The sequence below is a fragment of the Paenalicyclobacillus macrosporangiidus genome (assembly GCF_900116805.1).
GTDB classification, from domain to species: domain Bacteria; phylum Bacillota; class Bacilli; order Alicyclobacillales; family Alicyclobacillaceae; genus Alicyclobacillus_H; species Alicyclobacillus_H macrosporangiidus.
Window position 1 is genome coordinate 39691 of the sequence record NZ_FPBV01000013.1, and the last position, 16688, is coordinate 56378.

The 16688-nt window shown below is 66.3% G+C and carries 15 protein-coding genes and 1 other annotated feature; of the genes, 13 read left to right on the forward strand and 2 right to left on the reverse strand.

What is annotated here, in order from left to right; all coding sequences use genetic code 11:
• Window positions 1-16: 16 nt before the first annotated feature.
• From fdhF to BM357_RS11635, 4 genes are all read left to right on the forward strand, one after another.
• Complete coding sequence (gene fdhF, locus BM357_RS11620; RefSeq protein ID WP_074953358.1) at window positions 17-2962, forward strand: formate dehydrogenase subunit alpha; 2946 nt, start codon at window positions 17-19, stop codon at window positions 2960-2962.
• 16 nt (window positions 2963-2978) lie between these two features.
• A complete protein-coding gene (locus BM357_RS11625) occupies window positions 2979-3485 on the forward strand; it encodes a helical membrane plugin domain-containing protein (RefSeq protein ID WP_074953362.1) in 507 nt (168 codons plus the stop codon).
• Window positions 3482-4312, forward strand: a complete 831-nt coding sequence (gene fdhD / locus BM357_RS11630; protein WP_074953365.1) for a formate dehydrogenase accessory sulfurtransferase FdhD — start codon at window positions 3482-3484, stop codon at window positions 4310-4312. Before BM357_RS11625 ends, fdhD begins: the two co-directional genes overlap by 4 nt.
• Window positions 4313-4415: 103 nt before the next feature.
• Window positions 4416-4931, forward strand: a complete 516-nt coding sequence (locus BM357_RS11635) for a ribonuclease FAU-1 family protein (protein ID WP_029422642.1) — start codon at window positions 4416-4418, stop codon at window positions 4929-4931.
• Between the two features lie 67 nt (window positions 4932-4998).
• Here BM357_RS11635 and BM357_RS11640 read toward each other — a convergent pair whose 3' ends face one another.
• On the reverse strand, window positions 4999-5217 hold the full coding sequence (locus tag BM357_RS11640) for a hypothetical protein (protein WP_074953368.1): 219 nt from the start codon (window positions 5215-5217) through the stop codon (window positions 4999-5001).
• 105 nt (window positions 5218-5322) lie between these two features.
• Here BM357_RS11640 and mutY point away from each other — a divergent pair, with 105 nt between their 5' ends.
• The 8 genes from mutY to BM357_RS11680 all read left to right on the forward strand — a co-directional run bounded on the left by mutY (window position 5323) and on the right by BM357_RS11680 (window position 13640).
• The gene (gene mutY, locus BM357_RS11645; protein ID WP_083430448.1) at window positions 5323-6459 is read left to right on the forward strand and encodes an A/G-specific adenine glycosylase; all 1137 of its coding nucleotides are present in this window, start codon (window positions 5323-5325) and stop codon (window positions 6457-6459) included.
• A gap of 15 nt (window positions 6460-6474) precedes the next feature.
• Entirely contained in the window at window positions 6475-7119 is a 645-nt protein-coding gene (locus tag BM357_RS11650; RefSeq protein ID WP_074953371.1) for a Bax inhibitor-1/YccA family protein, read from the forward strand.
• 121 nt (window positions 7120-7240) lie between these two features.
• Window positions 7241-7457, forward strand: a binding site (T-box leader).
• An 84-nt stretch (window positions 7458-7541) separates the two neighbouring features.
• Window positions 7542-10031, forward strand: a complete 2490-nt coding sequence (gene leuS / locus BM357_RS11655; protein WP_245783972.1) for a leucine--tRNA ligase — start codon at window positions 7542-7544, stop codon at window positions 10029-10031.
• Window positions 10032-10222: 191 nt separating this feature from the next.
• Complete coding sequence (locus BM357_RS11660) at window positions 10223-10951, forward strand: FadR/GntR family transcriptional regulator (protein ID WP_245783968.1); 729 nt, start codon at window positions 10223-10225, stop codon at window positions 10949-10951.
• Window positions 10952-11059: 108 nt separating this feature from the next.
• Complete coding sequence (locus tag BM357_RS11665; RefSeq protein WP_074953374.1) at window positions 11060-11485, forward strand: hypothetical protein; 426 nt, start codon at window positions 11060-11062, stop codon at window positions 11483-11485.
• A 216-nt stretch (window positions 11486-11701) separates the two neighbouring features.
• Window positions 11702-11887, forward strand: a complete 186-nt coding sequence (locus BM357_RS11670) for a hypothetical protein (RefSeq protein WP_139234691.1) — start codon at window positions 11702-11704, stop codon at window positions 11885-11887.
• Window positions 11888-11973: 86 nt separating this feature from the next.
• On the forward strand, window positions 11974-13125 hold the full coding sequence (gene ytvI / locus BM357_RS11675) for a sporulation integral membrane protein YtvI (protein ID WP_245783969.1): 1152 nt from the start codon (window positions 11974-11976) through the stop codon (window positions 13123-13125).
• The gene (locus BM357_RS11680; protein WP_074953381.1) at window positions 13122-13640 is read left to right on the forward strand and encodes a DUF402 domain-containing protein; all 519 of its coding nucleotides are present in this window, start codon (window positions 13122-13124) and stop codon (window positions 13638-13640) included. Before ytvI ends, BM357_RS11680 begins: the two co-directional genes overlap by 4 nt.
• Here BM357_RS11680 and BM357_RS11685 read toward each other — a convergent pair.
• The gene (locus BM357_RS11685; RefSeq protein ID WP_083430451.1) at window positions 13585-14163 is read right to left on the reverse strand and encodes an RsfA family transcriptional regulator; all 579 of its coding nucleotides are present in this window, start codon (window positions 14161-14163) and stop codon (window positions 13585-13587) included. The genes BM357_RS11680 and BM357_RS11685 overlap by 56 nt on opposite strands.
• Before the next feature lie 252 nt (window positions 14164-14415).
• Here BM357_RS11685 and BM357_RS11690 point away from each other — a divergent pair, with 252 nt between their 5' ends.
• Window positions 14416-16686, forward strand: a complete 2271-nt coding sequence (locus BM357_RS11690) for a DEAD/DEAH box helicase (protein ID WP_074953384.1) — start codon at window positions 14416-14418, stop codon at window positions 16684-16686.
• Window positions 16687-16688 lie beyond the last annotated feature (2 nt).

Sequence of the window (16688 nt, forward strand, 5' to 3'; positions counted from 1 at the left end):
GAGAGGGGGAAGGGGTATGGAAGTGAAAGCGCTTGAGCAAACCGTGGAGATCGAGATCGACGGCAGGGCCGTGCAGGCCCGGGAAGGCGATCTCCTGCTGTCCGCCATCCTCCAGGAGGAAGCGGGCTTCCCGCACGTGTGCTACCATCCGGCGCTCGGGCCCATAGAGACCTGCGACACGTGTCTGGCGGAGGTGGACGGCCGGTTGGTGCGCACCTGTGCGACCCCGGTGCAGGCAGGCATGCGGGTGCGCACGAAGGCGGTGGCGGCGCGGCGGGCCCGCAAGGAGGCGATGGACCGCCTGCTGCGCAATCACGAGCTGTACTGCACAGTGTGCGACAACAACAACGGCAACTGCACCCTGCACAACACGGCGGTGCGGATGGAGATTGAGCACCAGGCGTACCCGTTCGAGCCCAAACCGTACCCGGTGGACGATTCCAACCCGTTTTACCGGTACGATCCGGACCAGTGCATCCTCTGCGGCCGCTGCGTGGAGGCGTGCCAGAACTTGCAGGTCAGCGAGGTCCTGTCCATCGACTGGGAGCGGGAGCGCCCGCGCGTCATCTGGGACGACGACGTGCCCATCAACGAGTCGTCGTGCGTCTCCTGCGGCCATTGCGTCACCGTCTGCCCGTGCAACGCCCTGATGGAGAAGTCGATGTTGGGCGAGGCGGGATACCTCACCGGGATCGACCGGCCGGTGCTCGACCGGCTGATCTCCGTCACGAAGAAAGTGGAGACGAGTTACACGCAGGTGTTCGCCCTGTCGGAGGTGGAGGCGGAACTGCGCGAGGCGCGCATCCAGAAGACGAAGACGGTGTGCACGTACTGCGGCGTCGGATGCGCGTTCGACGTGTGGACGAAAGGGCGCAAGATCCTCAAGATTGAGCCGCGGATGGAGGCTCCGGTCAATCAAATCTCCACCTGCGTCAAGGGCAAGTTCGGCTGGGATTGGGTGAACAGCCCGGACCGCATCCTGCAACCGTTGATCCGGCGCGGCGACGCTTTCGAGCCGGTGTCGTGGGACGAGGCGCTCGACTACGTCGCCCGCCGGCTCCGGGAGATCCGTTTGCGCGACGGAGACGACGCCCTGGCGTTCATCGCCTCCTCCAAGTGCACCAATGAGGAAAATTACTTGATGCAAAAACTGGCGCGGGCGGTCATGCACACGAACAACATCGACAACTGCTCCCGGTACTGCCAGGCGCCGGCGACGGAGGCCTTGCGCCGGACCATGGGTTATGGCGGGGACTCGGGCTCCATCCGCGATATCGAGCAGGCGGATCTGGTCATCATCGTCGGGGCCAACACGGCGGAGTCCCATCCGGTGCTCGCCACGCGCATCCGGCGGGCGCACAAGAAACGCGGGCAGAAATTGATTGTCGCGGACCTGCGCCGCAATGACATGGCGCGGCGGGCCGACCTCCATCTGCATCCGCGGCCCGGTACGGACCTGGTGTGGTTGAGTGCGGTGACCAAGTACATCCTGGATCAGGGGCGCGCCGACGAGGCGTTCATCCGGCAGCGGGTGAACGGGTTCGACGCGTACGTGGCGTCCTTGGAGAAGTTCACACTCGAGTACGCCGAGGAAGTGACTGGCATCCCGAAGGACGCATTGATCCGCGCCGCCGAGATGGTGATGGACGCCAAGTCCGTCTGCATCTGCTGGGCGATGGGCGTGACGCAGCAGTTGGGCGGGGCGGACACGAGCACCGCCATCTGCAACCTGCTGTTGATCACCGGGAACGTCGGCCGGCCCGGCACGGGCGCGTATCCGCTGCGCGGGCACAACAACGTCCAGGGTGCGGGTGACTTCGGCTGCGCCCCGGCCTTCTTCCCCGGCTACGAGCGGGTGGCCGATCCGGCGGTGCGCGAGAAGTGGGAGCGCGCCTGGGGCGTTTCGCTGCCGACGAACCCGGGCCTGGACAACCACCAGATGATCGACGCCATCCACGACGGGCGGCTCAAGGCCATGTACCTGGTGGGCGAGGACATCGCGGTGGTCGACTCGAACGCCAACTACGTCCAGGCGGCCCTGGAGAAACTGGAGTTCTTCGTGGTGCAGGAGGTCTTCTTCACGAAGACGGCCCAGTACGCCGACGTCATCTTGCCGGCGTGTCCGAGCCTGGAGAAGGAGGGGACGTTCACCAACACCGAGCGGCGCATCCAACGCCTCTACCGCGCGCTCGATCCGCTCGGCGACACCCGCCCCGACTGGCAGGTGATCCAGGACCTGGCCAATCGCCTGGGGGCCAACTGGAACTACCGGTCGCCGCAGGAGATCTTTGAGGAGGCCTGCGGCATCACGGAACTGATGAAGGGCGCGGCCTACGCGCCGCTGGAAGGGTACGGGAGCCTGCAGTGGCCTGTGCGGGCGGACGGGACGGACACGCCGCTGCTGTACACCGACGGATTCCCGCTGCCGGACGGCAAGGCCAGGCTGTACCCGGTCGACTGGACGCCCACCCTGGCGTTGCCGCCGGAGTACGACATCCACCTGAACAATGGCCGCATGCTGGAGCATTTCCACGAGGGGAACCTCACCTACCGTGTGCCGGGCATCCGGCAGAAGGTGCCGGACGCGTGGGTGGAGATCTCCCGGGAACTGGCGACCGAGCGGGGGATTCAGGACGGCGACTGGGTGCGCGTTGTCTCGCCCTATGGCGCGGTGAAGCTGCGCGCGACCGTGACCGACCGGGTGTCGGGCAAGGAGATCTACATCCCGATGAATTCGGTCGAGGCTGCGGTGAATCTGTTGACCAGCTCGGCGGCCGACAAGGACACGCACACCCCCGCGTTCAAGGACATGAAGGTCCGTCTGGAGCCCGTCGGCAACCAGGGGCGGCCGCCCATTGCGCGGGGCAACTTCCGCCTCGGCAGGCCTCGGCCGCTCCCGGGCGTGCAGGTGGAGAAAAAGTGGGCTCGTCCGGATTATCAGCCGTTGGTTGGCCAACCTTAACCTGGGGGGCGGGGAGATGGCAAAACCGGTGACCACGTGGATTCGTCCCGAGCCCACGGAGGCGGATCTGCAGAGCGAACGATTGGAAGGATTGCTGCACGCGGCGGCGGACCACGCGGACGCGGTGGAAGAAGGGCTTCGCCTGCTGCAGGCGATGCACGACCGGGAGGTGTTGCAGCTGCTCACGGCGCTGTTCGTACGGGGCGACCGGGTGCTCGGCATCCTGGCCGAGCAACTCGATGGCCCGGGCACCGCGACGGGTCTTCGCAACCTCTCCCTGGCCGTGTCGTCGCTGGGGCAGTTGGATTCGGATGCGCTGGCGCGGGTGCTGGGCGGTGTGGCGGGCGGACTGGAGGCGGCCGCCCACGCCGCCGCCGCGGCCAGGCCGGCGGGGGTGTTTGAGTTGCTCCGTCAGTTGAAGGACCCGGACGTGGCGGCCGGGCTGGCCGCAGGATTGGCGCTGCTGAAGGCGGTGGGGCGCGCGCTGCGGAATCCGGCGCAGGGGCCGGGAGAAACGGGATGAGCACGGCATCTCCTGGGGCGGGCGAAGGCCTGCCCCTGCACACGCGGCGCCGGATCCTGCATTACGACGGCGGGGACTTCTCGGTGCGAGAGGACGAAGTGGCCACAGAGTACGCGTTGACGGTGTTCGTCAATGATCAGGAGATGGCCACCGTCGTCTGTACACCCGAGTACATGGAGGACCTGGTCATCGGGTTCCTCGCTTCGGAAGGCGTCATCCGCCATATGGGCCAGGTGCAGGACCTGGTCATCAGCCGTTTCCGCGGCACGGCGCGGGTGCGCACCTCGACGGACGTCAATTTCAACCAGGCGTTTTACAACAAGCGGTACATCGCCTCTTGCTGTGGCAAGGGGCGGCAGATGTTCTACTACTACAACGACGCCCATACGGCCAAGCGCGTGGACGATCCGGTGCGCATCCAACCCTCTCAGGTCGTCACGCTCATGCGCGAATTGGAAGCCTCGGCGAGCCTGTGGCACGTGACCGGAGGGGTGCACGCCGCCGGCCTCTGCACCCCGGAGCGCCTGGAGCTCTCCCGCGTGGACATCGGGCGGCACAACGCGCTCGACAAGCTGTACGGCCACGTGTTCCGATCCGGACGGGATGTGGCCGGCCATGTCGTCGCGTTCAGCGGCCGGTTGTCGTCGGAGGTCCTGCTCAAGGTGGCCAAGATGGGGGCGGGCATCGTGATCGCCAAATCGGCGCCCACCGCCCTCGCCCTCGACATCGCGGAAACGCTGAACATCACCACCATCGGTTTTGCCCGGGGTCAGGGATTCCACGTGTACACGCACCCGTGGCGCGTCGGGGGGCACCCGGGGACATGAACGTCGGCGTCCCCGTTCCCCTTCCTTGTTTCCCCTGTCGTGGTCGTGGTACGCTAGAGAGCGGACCTTACGTTCACGCTCGCAGGAGGGAAGGGCGAGGGGCATGACGTTGCGACCAGGCCGGGTTCAGAGACTGCACAAACGGGAGGACCGCGGCATCGACCGCAGCGACGAACCGTTCACCTACGACCGGTTGGTTCGCCGTCCCGGGTGCATCACGATGCGGCGTCCGGCGCTCGAGAAGGGGTACACGCACCAGTTGCGCGAGATCTACCCGGCTTGGGGCATCGGCGTGAGCACCTGCCTGAACCACGGTGCACCGGTGAAACACCCGCGGCTGCGGTTCGATCACTATGTCGATCTGGTCAAAGTGTGGGAGGACCAGGACTACATCTACGTCGAGGATATGTACGTGGACGTCCTGATCTACGAGCGGTCCTACTATCATGTCATCGACCTGGAGGAGTTCGGCGCTGCCGTGGCAGCGCGGCACCTGAGTACGGCCGAGGCGAAACGGGTGTTGGAGAATACCCAGCGGTTTGTCGACGCGATGAAGCGGAGCAAATTGTCGTATGCCGTCTGGAAGCAGAAGTACGGGGCGAACCGGCGCCACCTGTGACATGGGAAAGGGAGGCGTCCGGCGCCGCCTCCCCCGCTGACGTGTGGCACACCCGGATGGGGTGTCATCATTCCTCGAGACTATCCATGACCTCCCGCGCCGTCTCCGCGGCGGCCGCGCTCATGTTCCCGCTGACGCCGAGGCGGCTGCGCCGAACGGCTTCCCACAGCGCGATGCCGACGCTCGCACCGACGACCATCGCGGTCACGGTGTTCATCCCGTTGCGGCGTCTGGGCATCACGCGATGGCGCACGCGTTCAGCCATCCCGTCGACGAGTTCCCACATGGCCAGCACCTCCCGTCTGCTAGTGTGTCCATCCCGAAGGCCGTGCACTCCACCCGGTTTATGGCCCCGGGACCGAGGAAAAGATGATCCACAGGAGCGTGAAACATGCTCGAACCGGTTTTGCCGGCGCCCTTGGCCGGCATGGCAAAGGGATGGCCGTTCTCTCATATCCTGTCCATGTGGTACGAACGCCATCACCGCCGTCTGCCATGGCGGGAGACGCAGGATCCGTACCGCATCTGGGTCAGTGAGACGATGCTGCAGCAGACCCGCGTGGAGACGGTCATCCCGTACTATCATGCGTTTCTCGAACGGTTTCCGGACATCCGCGCGCTGGCCGCCGCCTCCGAGGAGGAAGTCCTCAAGCTGTGGCAAGGATTGGGTTACTACAGCCGCGCCCGCAACCTGCACCGTGCGGCAAAACAGGTCGCCGAGCGGTACGGCGGCCAAATCCCGGAGCAAGTCGAACGGTTTCGCACGCTGCCGGGCGTCGGGCCGTACACGGCGGGCGCGGTGTTCAGCATCGCGTTCAATCAACCCGTGCCGGCGGTGGATGGCAACGTGCTCCGCGTGTGGGCGCGTCTGCACAACGTGCACAAGCCGGTGGATCTCCCCGAGGTGCGCCGGACCGTCGAGCGCCAGGTCGGCGCCTGGCTTCAGGAAGCTCAACCCGCCGTATTGACGCAGGCCCTCATGGAGTTGGGGGCGGTCGTCTGTACCCCGCGATCGCCCCGTTGCACCGAGTGTCCGGTCCGGGACGGCTGTGCGGCCCACCGGGCGGGTACGGCGGAGGCGCTGCCCAAGCGCGTACCGAAACGGCCGCGAAAGAAGGTGACGGTGCTCGCCCTGTGGTGCGAGACGGAGGCGGGGGTGGTGGTGGAACAGCGCCCGCGCGATGGACTGCTGGGAGGGCTGTGGCAGCTTCCGGCCGTCGAATGGGAGGAGGAAGACGCCTCGGCCGACCGTTCGGTCCCGCAAGAGGCCCTCATCCGGCACTTGCACAGCGTGTTTCCGGTCGCGGACGAAATCTCCCCTGCATTCGTCGAGGTGGCGCAGGAGCGACACATCTTCACGCACCTCGAGTGGTCGGTGCGCCTGTTTCGGCCGGCGGAAGCGATCCCGGCAGCCGCGGTGGATGCGGAGAAATACCGCGTGGTCCCGCGGGAGGTGTTGGGGGAGTTGCCGTGGCCGCGCGTCTATGAAAAATTGGTGTGGAGGGCGTTGCATGCGACGCTATCGTGAAAGGGTGTGGGTGAGATGCAGACGTACGTGATGACGCGCAACCACGTGATGAGCCGCGTGTTTTTCGGTTTGTTTCTAAGCCTTTTGACGGGGTCGGCCGGCGTGTACGCGGGGAGCTACATGCCGCCGGCGGTCAGCGGCATCTTACTGCTGGTGGGATTGGTGATGCTCGTGGCCGCCATGTTCATTCAGCGCAGGCGCGCCGTGGGCATGCCGTTCGTCCTGGCGTTCACCTTCGTGTTCGGAGCTGCGCTGTGGCAGCCCATCAACTTTTACCTGGTGAACATCGGACCGGCGCCCGTCGTCAAGGCGCTGGCCGTGAGTGCCGCGGCGTTTTTGGTCGCGGCGGCGGTGGCGTCGCGGTCGAGCTTCGACTTCACGTTCCTCGGCGGCTTTCTGTTCATCGGGCTGCTGGCGCTCTTGATCATGGGGCTGGTCTCCCTGTTCCTGCCGTTCTCCAGCACGATGGGGCTGGTGTACTCGGTCCTCGGGATCGCGGTGTTCGTCGGGTATGTGCTGTTCGACGTCAACCGCATGGTCCACCTGGGGCTGTCCGATGAGATGGTCCCGTGGGTGGTCCTGTCCCTGTACGTGGACTTCGTCAACCTGTTCCTGTTCGTGCTGCGGCTGTTCGGCATCCTGCAGTCCGACCGGCGGTGACCCCGGCGGGGGCACACCGCGGGGGCACGCCGGACGAGGGCGTGCCCCTTGCCGCTTCCGGCGGCACGTTCTATAATAATCAACAATCGAATTGACAAGCGGATCATGGGATGCGATCCGGTGAAAACCGATGATGGAAAGCAGTAGCGGCGGCCGCCCGTGCAGAGAGCCGGTGGCGGGTGCGAACCGGACGGACCGGCGCCGTGAACTCGTTTCTGAGGTGCCCGCGGGAAGCCGTCACCGTACCGCGGGCCGCGGCCCGCGTTATCGGCTGGAGTGGGCCCTCGTCAGGAGGGTCAAGTTGGGTGGTACCGCGGGATGCGCCTCTCGTCCTAACCTGGACGGGAGGCGTTTGGATTTTACCGGAGGAAATGGAGGCAGGGACGTTGACAACGAGGCAGCAGGTCACGACGCACAACCACCTGGACGAGGCGGCGGGCGCGGGACGCGCGCAGCCGGAGTACCGCCCGCATGAGCTGGAGCGGAAATGGCGGCGCCGCTGGGAGGAGACGCGGGCGCACAAGGTGGACGAGAACAGCCCGCGGCCGAAGTATTATTGCCTGGACATGTTCCCGTACCCGTCGGGCAGCGGCCTGCACGTCGGGCACTGGCGGGGTTACACCATCTCCGACGTGTGGAGCCGGTACAAGACCTTGCAGGGATACAATGTGCTGCATCCGATGGGGTGGGACGCCTTTGGGCTGCCGGCGGAGAACGCGGCCATCAAGCTGGGCATCCACCCGGCGGTGTCGACCGCCAACAACATCGCCAACTTCAAGCGCCAGCTCCAGGAGATCGGCGCCATGTACGACTGGGATCGCGAGATCAACACCAGCGATCCGGAGTACTACAAATGGACCCAGTTCTTCTTCGTGAAGATGTTCGAGCGGGGCCTGGCCTACCGCAAGAAGATGCCCATCAACTGGTGCCCGAGCTGCAAGACGGGACTGGCGAACGAAGAGGTGATTGACGGCACGTGCGAGCGCTGCGGGTCCGAGGTCACCAAGAAAGAGATGAACCAGTGGATGCTGCGCATCACGGCCTACGCCGACCGGCTGCTCGAGGATCTCAAGGACCTGGATTGGCCGGACAAGGTCAAGCGCATGCAGGCCAACTGGATCGGCCGCAGCGAGGGGGCGCGCATCCGCTTCGCCGTGCACGGGGTGGAGGGCGCCGAGATTGAGGTGTTCACCACCCGGCCGGACACGCTGTACGGGGCGACGTACATGGTGCTGGCGCCCGAGCACCCGTTGGTGGAGCGGATCACTACGCCCGACCGGCGGGAGGCGGTGGAGGCGTACGTCCGCGAGACGTTGAAGAAGTCGTCGGTGGCGCGCCAGATTGTGGACAAGACGAAGACAGGCGAGTTCACGGGCGCGTATGCGGTGCATCCGTTGACGGGAGAGAAGATCCCCATCTGGATTGCGGACTACGTGCTCATGGACTACGGCACGGGCGCCATCATGGCGGTGCCGGCCCACGACGAGCGGGACTACGAGTTCGCCGTGGCGTTCGGTCTCCCGATTGTGCAGGTCGTCGCGCCGGCGGAAGGGGATGCGGAGGCGAGCGGATCGAACCCGGCGGAAGGGGCGGACGGACGCCCCGCCCTGTACACGGGACCGGGCCGGCTGGTCAACTCGGGGCCGTTCGACGGCATGGACAACGAGGCAGCGAAGAAGGCCATCGTCGACCTGCTGAAGGAGCGCGGCATTGGCGAGGCGGCGGTGACGTACCGGATGCGCGACTGGGTGTTCGCGCGCCAGCGCTACTGGGGCGAGCCCATCCCCATCATTTACTGCGACCGCTGCGGCACGCTGCCGGTGCCGGTCGAGCAGTTGCCGGTGCGGCTGCCGGACGTGGAGCGGTACGAGCCCACGGGGACGGGCGAGTCGCCGCTGGCGGCCATCGAGTCGTTCGTGAACACCACGTGCCCGAAATGCGGCGGTCCGGCGCGGCGGGAGACGGACACCATGCCGCAGTGGGCGGGATCGAGTTGGTACTTTTTGCGGTACCCGGATCCGCACAACGACCGGGAGCCGTTCTCGCGCGAAAAGGCGAACGCCTGGCTGCCGGTCGACATGTACATCGGCGGCGTGGAACACGCGGTGCTGCATCTGCTGTACGCGCGCTTTTTCACGAAGGTGATCCACGACCTCGGGCTGATTGACTTCGACGAGCCGTTCCAGCACCTGTTCAACCAGGGGATGCTGACCTTGGGCGGCGCGAAGATGAGCAAGTCCAAGGGCAACGTGGTCAACCCGGACGACATCATCGCCGAGCACGGCGTGGATGCGCTGCGCATGTACGAGCTGTTCGTCGGCCCGCCGGAGGACGATGCGGAGTGGAGCACCAACGGCCTGGAGGGGGTCAGCCGGTTCCTCGGCCGCCTGTACCGTCTGGTGATGACTCACGTGGACGCCCCGTGTCCCACCCGGCCGGCGCTGGAGAAACTGCGTCACCGCTTCATCGCGTCGCTGACGGAGCGGATGGAGAGCTTCCGGTTGAACACGGCCGTCAGCGCGTTCATGGAGTATGTGAACCAGTTGAGCGAGGAGGCCAAGGACGGGTTGGACCGCGCCACGCTGGAGACCCTGGCCGTGACCATCGCCCCCTTCGCCCCGCATCTGGGCGAAGAGCTGTGGGAACGGCTGGGCCATCAGGAATCGGTGTTCACCGCCCGGTGGCCGGAATATGACGAGAAGTGGTTGAAGGACGACGAGGTGGAGATTGCGGTGCAGGTCAACGGACGCGTGCGCGCCCGCGTGGTGGTGCCTGCGGACGCCTCCCAGGACCAGGTTTTGGCGGCCGCGCGCGCGCTGCCGGAGTTGGCCGAGTGGATCCATGGCAAGCAGGTGGTCAAGGAGATCTACGTGCCCGGCCGCCTGGTCAACATCGTCGTCAAAGGTTCCTGAACCGGCGGAGGGATGCAGCCGAACGGGCGGGGGCGGTCGCGGAGACGCCCCCGCCCGTCGTCGTCGGCCCTCCGGGACGCGGAACAGGCCGATTCGGTATCCCTCGCGTCCGGGCCTGCCTCCGAACCTGGCGCGGAGCGCAGGATTTCGCCGGTCTCCCGCCGAACTTGACTGGCGTGGAGGTGGCCAGGGTGGCCGAGCAGCGAAGGACGCTGGAGCTGAAGTTGTACCACCGCATCGCGAACGCCATCCGAAGCCAGATTGAACAGGGCTTGTTGAGGCCCGGCGACAGGTTGCCGCCGTTGGGAGCGTTGGCGGAGCAGTTCGGGTGCAGCCGGGCCACCGTGCGGGAGGCGCTGAGCGCGTTGCGCGGACAGGGGTTGATAGAGTTCCGCCACGGGGACGGCACGTTCGTGCGCACGGCTTCCGTCGAGATGTGGATGGAGCCGCTGGATGCCGCCGTCCTGTTGTCGCTCAGCGACGCGCGGCAATTGGTGGAACTGCAGACGGTGGTGCTGGCAGGTGCCGCGGCGGCGGCCGCCGAACGGTCGGAGGCGCAGCGCCTGGCGGGCTTGGCCCAGGCCCTGTTCCGGCTCGAGTGCGCGCTTGCGGATGAAGAAGAGGCGGTGGCGGCCGAATTGGCCTTTCACGTGTGCCTCGCCGCATGCGCCGACAACGTGTTGCTGGAGAACGTCGTGCGCGTCCTGCAGGAGGGGTTGCGCAGCGTCATCCGGCTGGCCAACCGGGATCGCGGCCCGGGGACTTCCTTCTGCCGGGCGCTGTACGACGCGGTGGCCGCCGGGGATCCGAGACGGGCCCGGGAGGAGGCATTCCGATACGGACAGGCCCTGGCCGCCAGCCTGGAGCGCCTGCGCGGGACCGGTGTTCCGTCCGGCTCTCCCGCTGCCGAATCCCGATGATGTCTTTCGCATCCTGTGGCCATGCCCCGGTGCATCCCTCTAGCCACTTCCGGGGTGCCGGTGTATAATGTGGATGTAAGCGCTATCATGTTCGGGTGGTGACCGCCTGTGATGGCGAAGATCTTGATTGCGGCATTCGGTGAGGAGTCACGCATGTATGTCGCCAGGAGCAAGCAGCGCGGGCTCGAAGTGCGCGTGCTCGACTGCTTTGACGAATACCGCCTGCGTTTGGTCCGGTGGTTTGGCGAGGACGTGTTGAAGGTGCAGGGCCACCGGGCGGACGTTCGCCGCGCGGTGGCGGACGAGGGGTTTGACGCCGCCCTGGTCCACGATCCGGGGGATTTGGTGCGCACGGCGCTGATTGTGCAGGCGCTGCATGACGCCGGCGTGCCGAATGTCCTGGTGGTGACGCACGACGCGCAGCGCCGGGCCATCTACAGCCGCTGCGGGGCGCATCGGGTATTGCTGGCGTTCCACCCGGAACAGGCCTGGCAGGTGGTGAGCCGGGAGCTGCCGAGTTTCGTCAGCGCCTGAACCAGCACGGTCGCATTTGAGGCGGATCACGCCGCGTCCCGGGCGTCCTGGCACCCAGGCCGGCGCATTCAGATGAAACCGGAAAATCGGAGAACCTGCCCGCCGGAACGAGGCGGCTTGTTTTTTGTGGTATCATCCTGTTGTGGAACCTTTGGCACACTGAGCGGCCGGAGGCGGGCGTCTGCCGCTTCCGGACCGCCGATGGGAGCGGTGCGAGTGTCTCGGACAGCGAAGGTCGCGTACTTCTTTCTCGCGATCGCGACCATGGCCTGTTTTGCCGCCGGAAGCGCCTCTCTGGCGTCGGAACGGGGCGCATGGGCGGCCGCGTGGTTCGTGTTGGCCGTCGCGCTGGCGGCGGCTGGGTTTGTCGCCAAACGGCGCATCCTCAAACGGCCTCGGTGAAATCTCCGCGCGGATGCGGCGCTGAACGCGCTGCAGCGGAGGATCCTCCACGCTCACCGGCTGGACGGAAAGGGCGGGACTCAAAGGTGGCGTCACCGCGCCAACAAGCGTTGATGAAACGGTACCTGTGGCGGCTCGTCGAAGTCGTCTCCCTGCTTTGCCTGGTCAGCATCACGGTCTTGTTGTTCGTCTGGCTGATGCCGTACATCCTCCCGTTCGTCACGGGGGCATTTTTCGCCATCCTGCTGTGGCCGTTGGTGCGCTGGCTGGAGGGCCGCGGCATGCCGCGGACGCTGGCGGTCTCGGTGGTGATGGCGGGCATCGTCCTCCTGTTCGTCGCCCTCTCCATCTACGTCGTGGTGCAGGTCGCCCGGGAGGCGGCGTTGTGGTCCTCGAGCGTCCCCATGTATTTCAACGAGGTGCAGGCGTGGCTGGCCCGGCAGATTGAACTCGGACGGGCTTGGTATGGCCAGTTGCCGCCCAGCGTCACCAACCAGATTGAATCCGCCGCGTCGGAAGCGGTCACGTCGGTGGAAACGTTCTTCTCCGGTCTGGCCAGTTGGGTGATTGACTCGGTGACCAAGCTGCCGGAGTCGCTGTTCGTCACCGCCGTGGCGCTGATTGCCACGTTTTTCATGCTCGTCAACCGGGAACGGATGGTCCGCGGATTCCTGCGCCTGCTGCCGCCGGGGTGGGGGGACAAGGTCCAGGTCGTGGCGGGCGACATGATGCGCGCGTTTCTCGGCAGCCTGCGCGTGCAGGTGGTGCTGATGCTGATGTCCGCGGTGCTCGGCGTGATCGGCATGTGGATCGCGGGCATCAAATACGCGGTCATCCTCGGTATCCTGTTCGGCATCACCGGCCTGGTGCCCGTCGTCGGGTCGGCCATCATGACCGTGCCGTGGATGCTCGGCGCCCTGCTGATTGGCGACGTGGCGTTGGCCCTCAAGGTACTGGTGATCCAGCTCGCCATCTCGCTCATCCGCCACCTGGTGGAACCCAAGATCCTCGCCGATTCTGTCGGGCTCGACACCCTGTCCACGCTGTTCGCCCTGTATGTGGGGATGAAGCTGATGGGCGTGTTGGGCCTGTTCCTCGGCCCAATTGTGTTGATTGGGATCAAATCGCTGCTGCGCATCCGCCTGTTGGTCGACTTTCTGCCGATCCCGGAGGTGGAGAAGGAACCGGCCCAGGAACCGGACCCGGCGCCGGGCGGGAAGGGGGAGCCTTCGCGGTGAAGCTCGTCAGCCTGCGGGGGAACGGCCTCCCGCACCGCACTTGGACACGCGCGGAGGAGACGGCGGAGCCGTGGGTGTTCCGGATCCCGCCCGGGGCGTCCGTCCTGGAGGCGGATGGGCGTTCGTGGTCGAGCGGGTATCCTGTGGTGGCGCTCTTTTGGCCGGATCGGTACTACCAGGTGTTCCGGCTGTGCAAACCGGAGGGGACCGAATATTACTGCAACGTGATCACACCTCCGGTGTACGACGCCGCGGCGCGGACCGTCCGGTTTCACGACCTGGACCTGGACGTGTACGTGGATGCCTCCGGCGTGAGGCTGCTCGACGCCGACCAGTTCGAAGCCCGCCGCCCGGAATACCCGTCCGCTTGGATCGAGGCCGCCCTGGCGGCGGCCGAAGAGTTGACCCGACTGGCGCAAAACCGGCAAGGTCCGTTCGCTTCGCTTACCGAACGGGCCCTCACTCCGTCGCCTTGTTGGCGTCGGCTTCCAACAGCTTGCGCGCCCGCTCCATGATGGCGAACAAGGTCCGGGAATCCTCCGCCAACTGTTCGGGAGTCAGGGGTCCGTTCTCCAGGGCCGGCTGCCGTTGGAGCAGGGCCTCCAGTTCCTGCACGCGCTGCTCCAGTTGGCCCTTCTCCTGCTCCAGTTGCGCCACCTGCCGGCGCAGGTGCTGGTACTGCTCGTCATACGTCTGTAAGAAGAGAATGACTTCCCGCATGGACGAGGAGGATGTCGCCGTCACCGCGTGACTGCGGCCCGCCGATGAGCCGCCGGTGCGCGTCGAAGCCGATTTCTGCGCGGCTTTGCGCTCCTGTTTCGCGGCTTCTATCTCCTCACGGCGGTGTTTGCGCAGCACACCGTTCCAGCGGTACCCGCACGCCGCCGCGGTCCGGCCGAGTTCGGCGGCCGCTTGATCGAACGCGCGCAGCTGCGTGCTGCCGGTGCGAATGTGCTGCAGGACAATCGCCGCCAGTCGTTCGTCATCCTCTGGCGTCCATGCATCGGAACGGGTGATCCACTTCTCTGCGCTGGTCAAGGAAATTCCTCCCTTATCTCGGTACTATACTTTATGTCCAGCGTGTACGAGATTCATACGGCCACGCGGGTTAGCATTCTCAGGATCATCCTATGAGCGACCTGCGGGAACGTGACCTCGCTGCCGAAAAAATCGTAGGGATCGGCTCGGCCCGGAGCCCTAGGGGGCTCCGGCTTCAGGCTGGATCCGGCGAACAGGAGTTCGCCCGTCTGCGGAGAATCATTTGATAGCGAAGGGGGGAGCAGGCAGTCTATGAACCTCGCCACACTGCTCGACGAGTGGCGCCGGACACCGGAGATGATGCGAAACGTCGCCCACTGGCACGTGGAACCTGCGCGCATCGCGCGGTTTCGCGCCGTACCGGACTGGGTGCACGCGGACCTGCGCGCCGCGCTGCAAGCCCGGGGCATCCGGCAACTGTACGCGCACCAGGCGGAGGCGTTGGAGGCGGTCCACGCCGGCCGGCACACGATGGTCGTCACCCCCACCGCCAGCGGGAAGACGCTGTGCTACAACCTGCCGGTCATCGACACCATCCTGAAGGACCCTGCGGCGCGTGCCTTGTACCTGTTCCCCACCAAGGCCCTGTCCCAGGACCAGGTGGCAGAACTCCACGAGCTGTGCGGGCATCTGCCTTCGCCGGTGCAGTCGTTCACGTACGACGGCGACACGCCGCTGCATGCGCGCCAGCGCATCCGGGAGGCGGGGCACATCGTCGTCACCAATCCCGACATGCTGCACGCCGCCATCCTGCCGCACCACACCAAGTGGCTGCGGTTGTTCGAGAACCTGCGCTTCATCGTGATTGACGAGGCGCACATCTATCGCGGGGTCTTCGGCAGCCACGTGGCCAACGTGCTGCGGCGTCTGCGCCGCATCTGCCGGCATTACGGGAGTCGCCCCGTCTTCATCCTCTGTTCGGCCACCATCGCCAATCCGGGGGAACTCGCCGCCGAGCTGACCGGGGAGGAGGTGGCGGTGGTGGACCAATCGGGCGCGCCCCAGGGGGAGCGCCACACGGTCTTCTATAACCCGCCCCTCGTCCAGCCGGAGCTCGGTCTTCGCCGGTCCTCGCTGCTCGAAGCGCGCCGGTTCGGGACCCGCCTGGTGCGGGAAGGCATTTCGACCATCGCCTTCGTCAAGACCCGCACCCAGGTGGAGCTGCTGGCCACCTACTGGAAGTCGGATGTGCCGGAGCGGCTGCGCGATCGCGTCTTTGGCTACCGAGGCGGGTATCTGCCGAACGAACGGCGGCGAATTGAGCGGGGGTTGCGCGACGGCGAAATCCTCGGGGTGGTCAGCACCAACGCGTTGGAACTCGGGGTCGACATCGGCAGCCTGGAGGCGTCCATCACCGTCGGGTACCCGGGCACCATCGCCTCGTTCCGCCAGCAGAGCGGCCGCGCGGGGCGTCGTCATGGGGTGTCGTTGGCGCTGTTCATCGCGAACGCCTCCGCCATTGACCAGTACATGGTCCAGCACCCGGAGCACATCCTCGAGGGGGTGCCGGAGGCAGCGCGGCTGTACCCGGAAAACCTGCTCATCCTCACCGACCACCTCAAGTGTGCGGCGTACGAGCTGCCCTTTGCGCCCGAGGAGCGGTTCGGGGTGGAGACGACGGGCGAGCTGCTGGAATACCTGGCCCACCACCGCGTCCTGCACCAGGGCCGCGACGGGCGGTACTTCTGGATGTCCGACGCCTTGCCGAGCCATAGCGTCTCGTTGCGCAGCGCGGCACAGGACAACGTGGTGATCATCGACCAGACGGCCGCGCGGCCGCAGGTCATCGGCGAGACGGACCGCTTCAGCGCGCTGACGACACTGCACGAGGAGGCCATCTACCTGCATCAATCGCGGCCCTACCAGGTCGAGCGGTTGGACCTCGAAAACGGCAAGGCGTACGTTCGCCAGGTGGATGTGGATTACTACACGGACGCCGAGCTGGCGGTGCGGTTGCAGGTGCTCGACGTGCTGGCGGACAAGCCGGCCGGCGCCGCGGCCCGGCACCACACGGGCGAGCTGATGGTCAATGCGGTGCCGACCCTGTTCAAGAAGATCAAATTCGACACGCACGAGAACCTCGGCTGGGGCAAGATCCACTTGCCCGAAGCGGAGCTGCATACCGTCGGCTACTGGTGCCGGTGGGACAAGCGGAGCATCCCGTGGGACAACGAGCGGTGGGAGACGGCCCTGATGGGTCTCGCGCATGTCCTGCGCCACGCCGCCGCCCTGCACTGCATGTGCGCCATCGGCGACCTGCACTGGGCGGCCGAGGTGCGCGATCCGCTGGACGGCCAGCCGACGCTCTATCTGTACGACGCTTATCCGGGCGGCGTCGGCCTGGCGGAGCGGGTGTTCCGCGACGCGGATCCGGTTCTTTCCATCGCCCGCGCCATGGTGGCCGACTGCCCGTGCGAGGCCGGCTGCCCGTCGTGCATCGGGCCGGGGCGCGGCGACCGCGCGGCGAAGGCCCTGGTGCTGCGCCTCATTGACGAAACCCGCACCGCCGAGGCGTCCGATTGAAC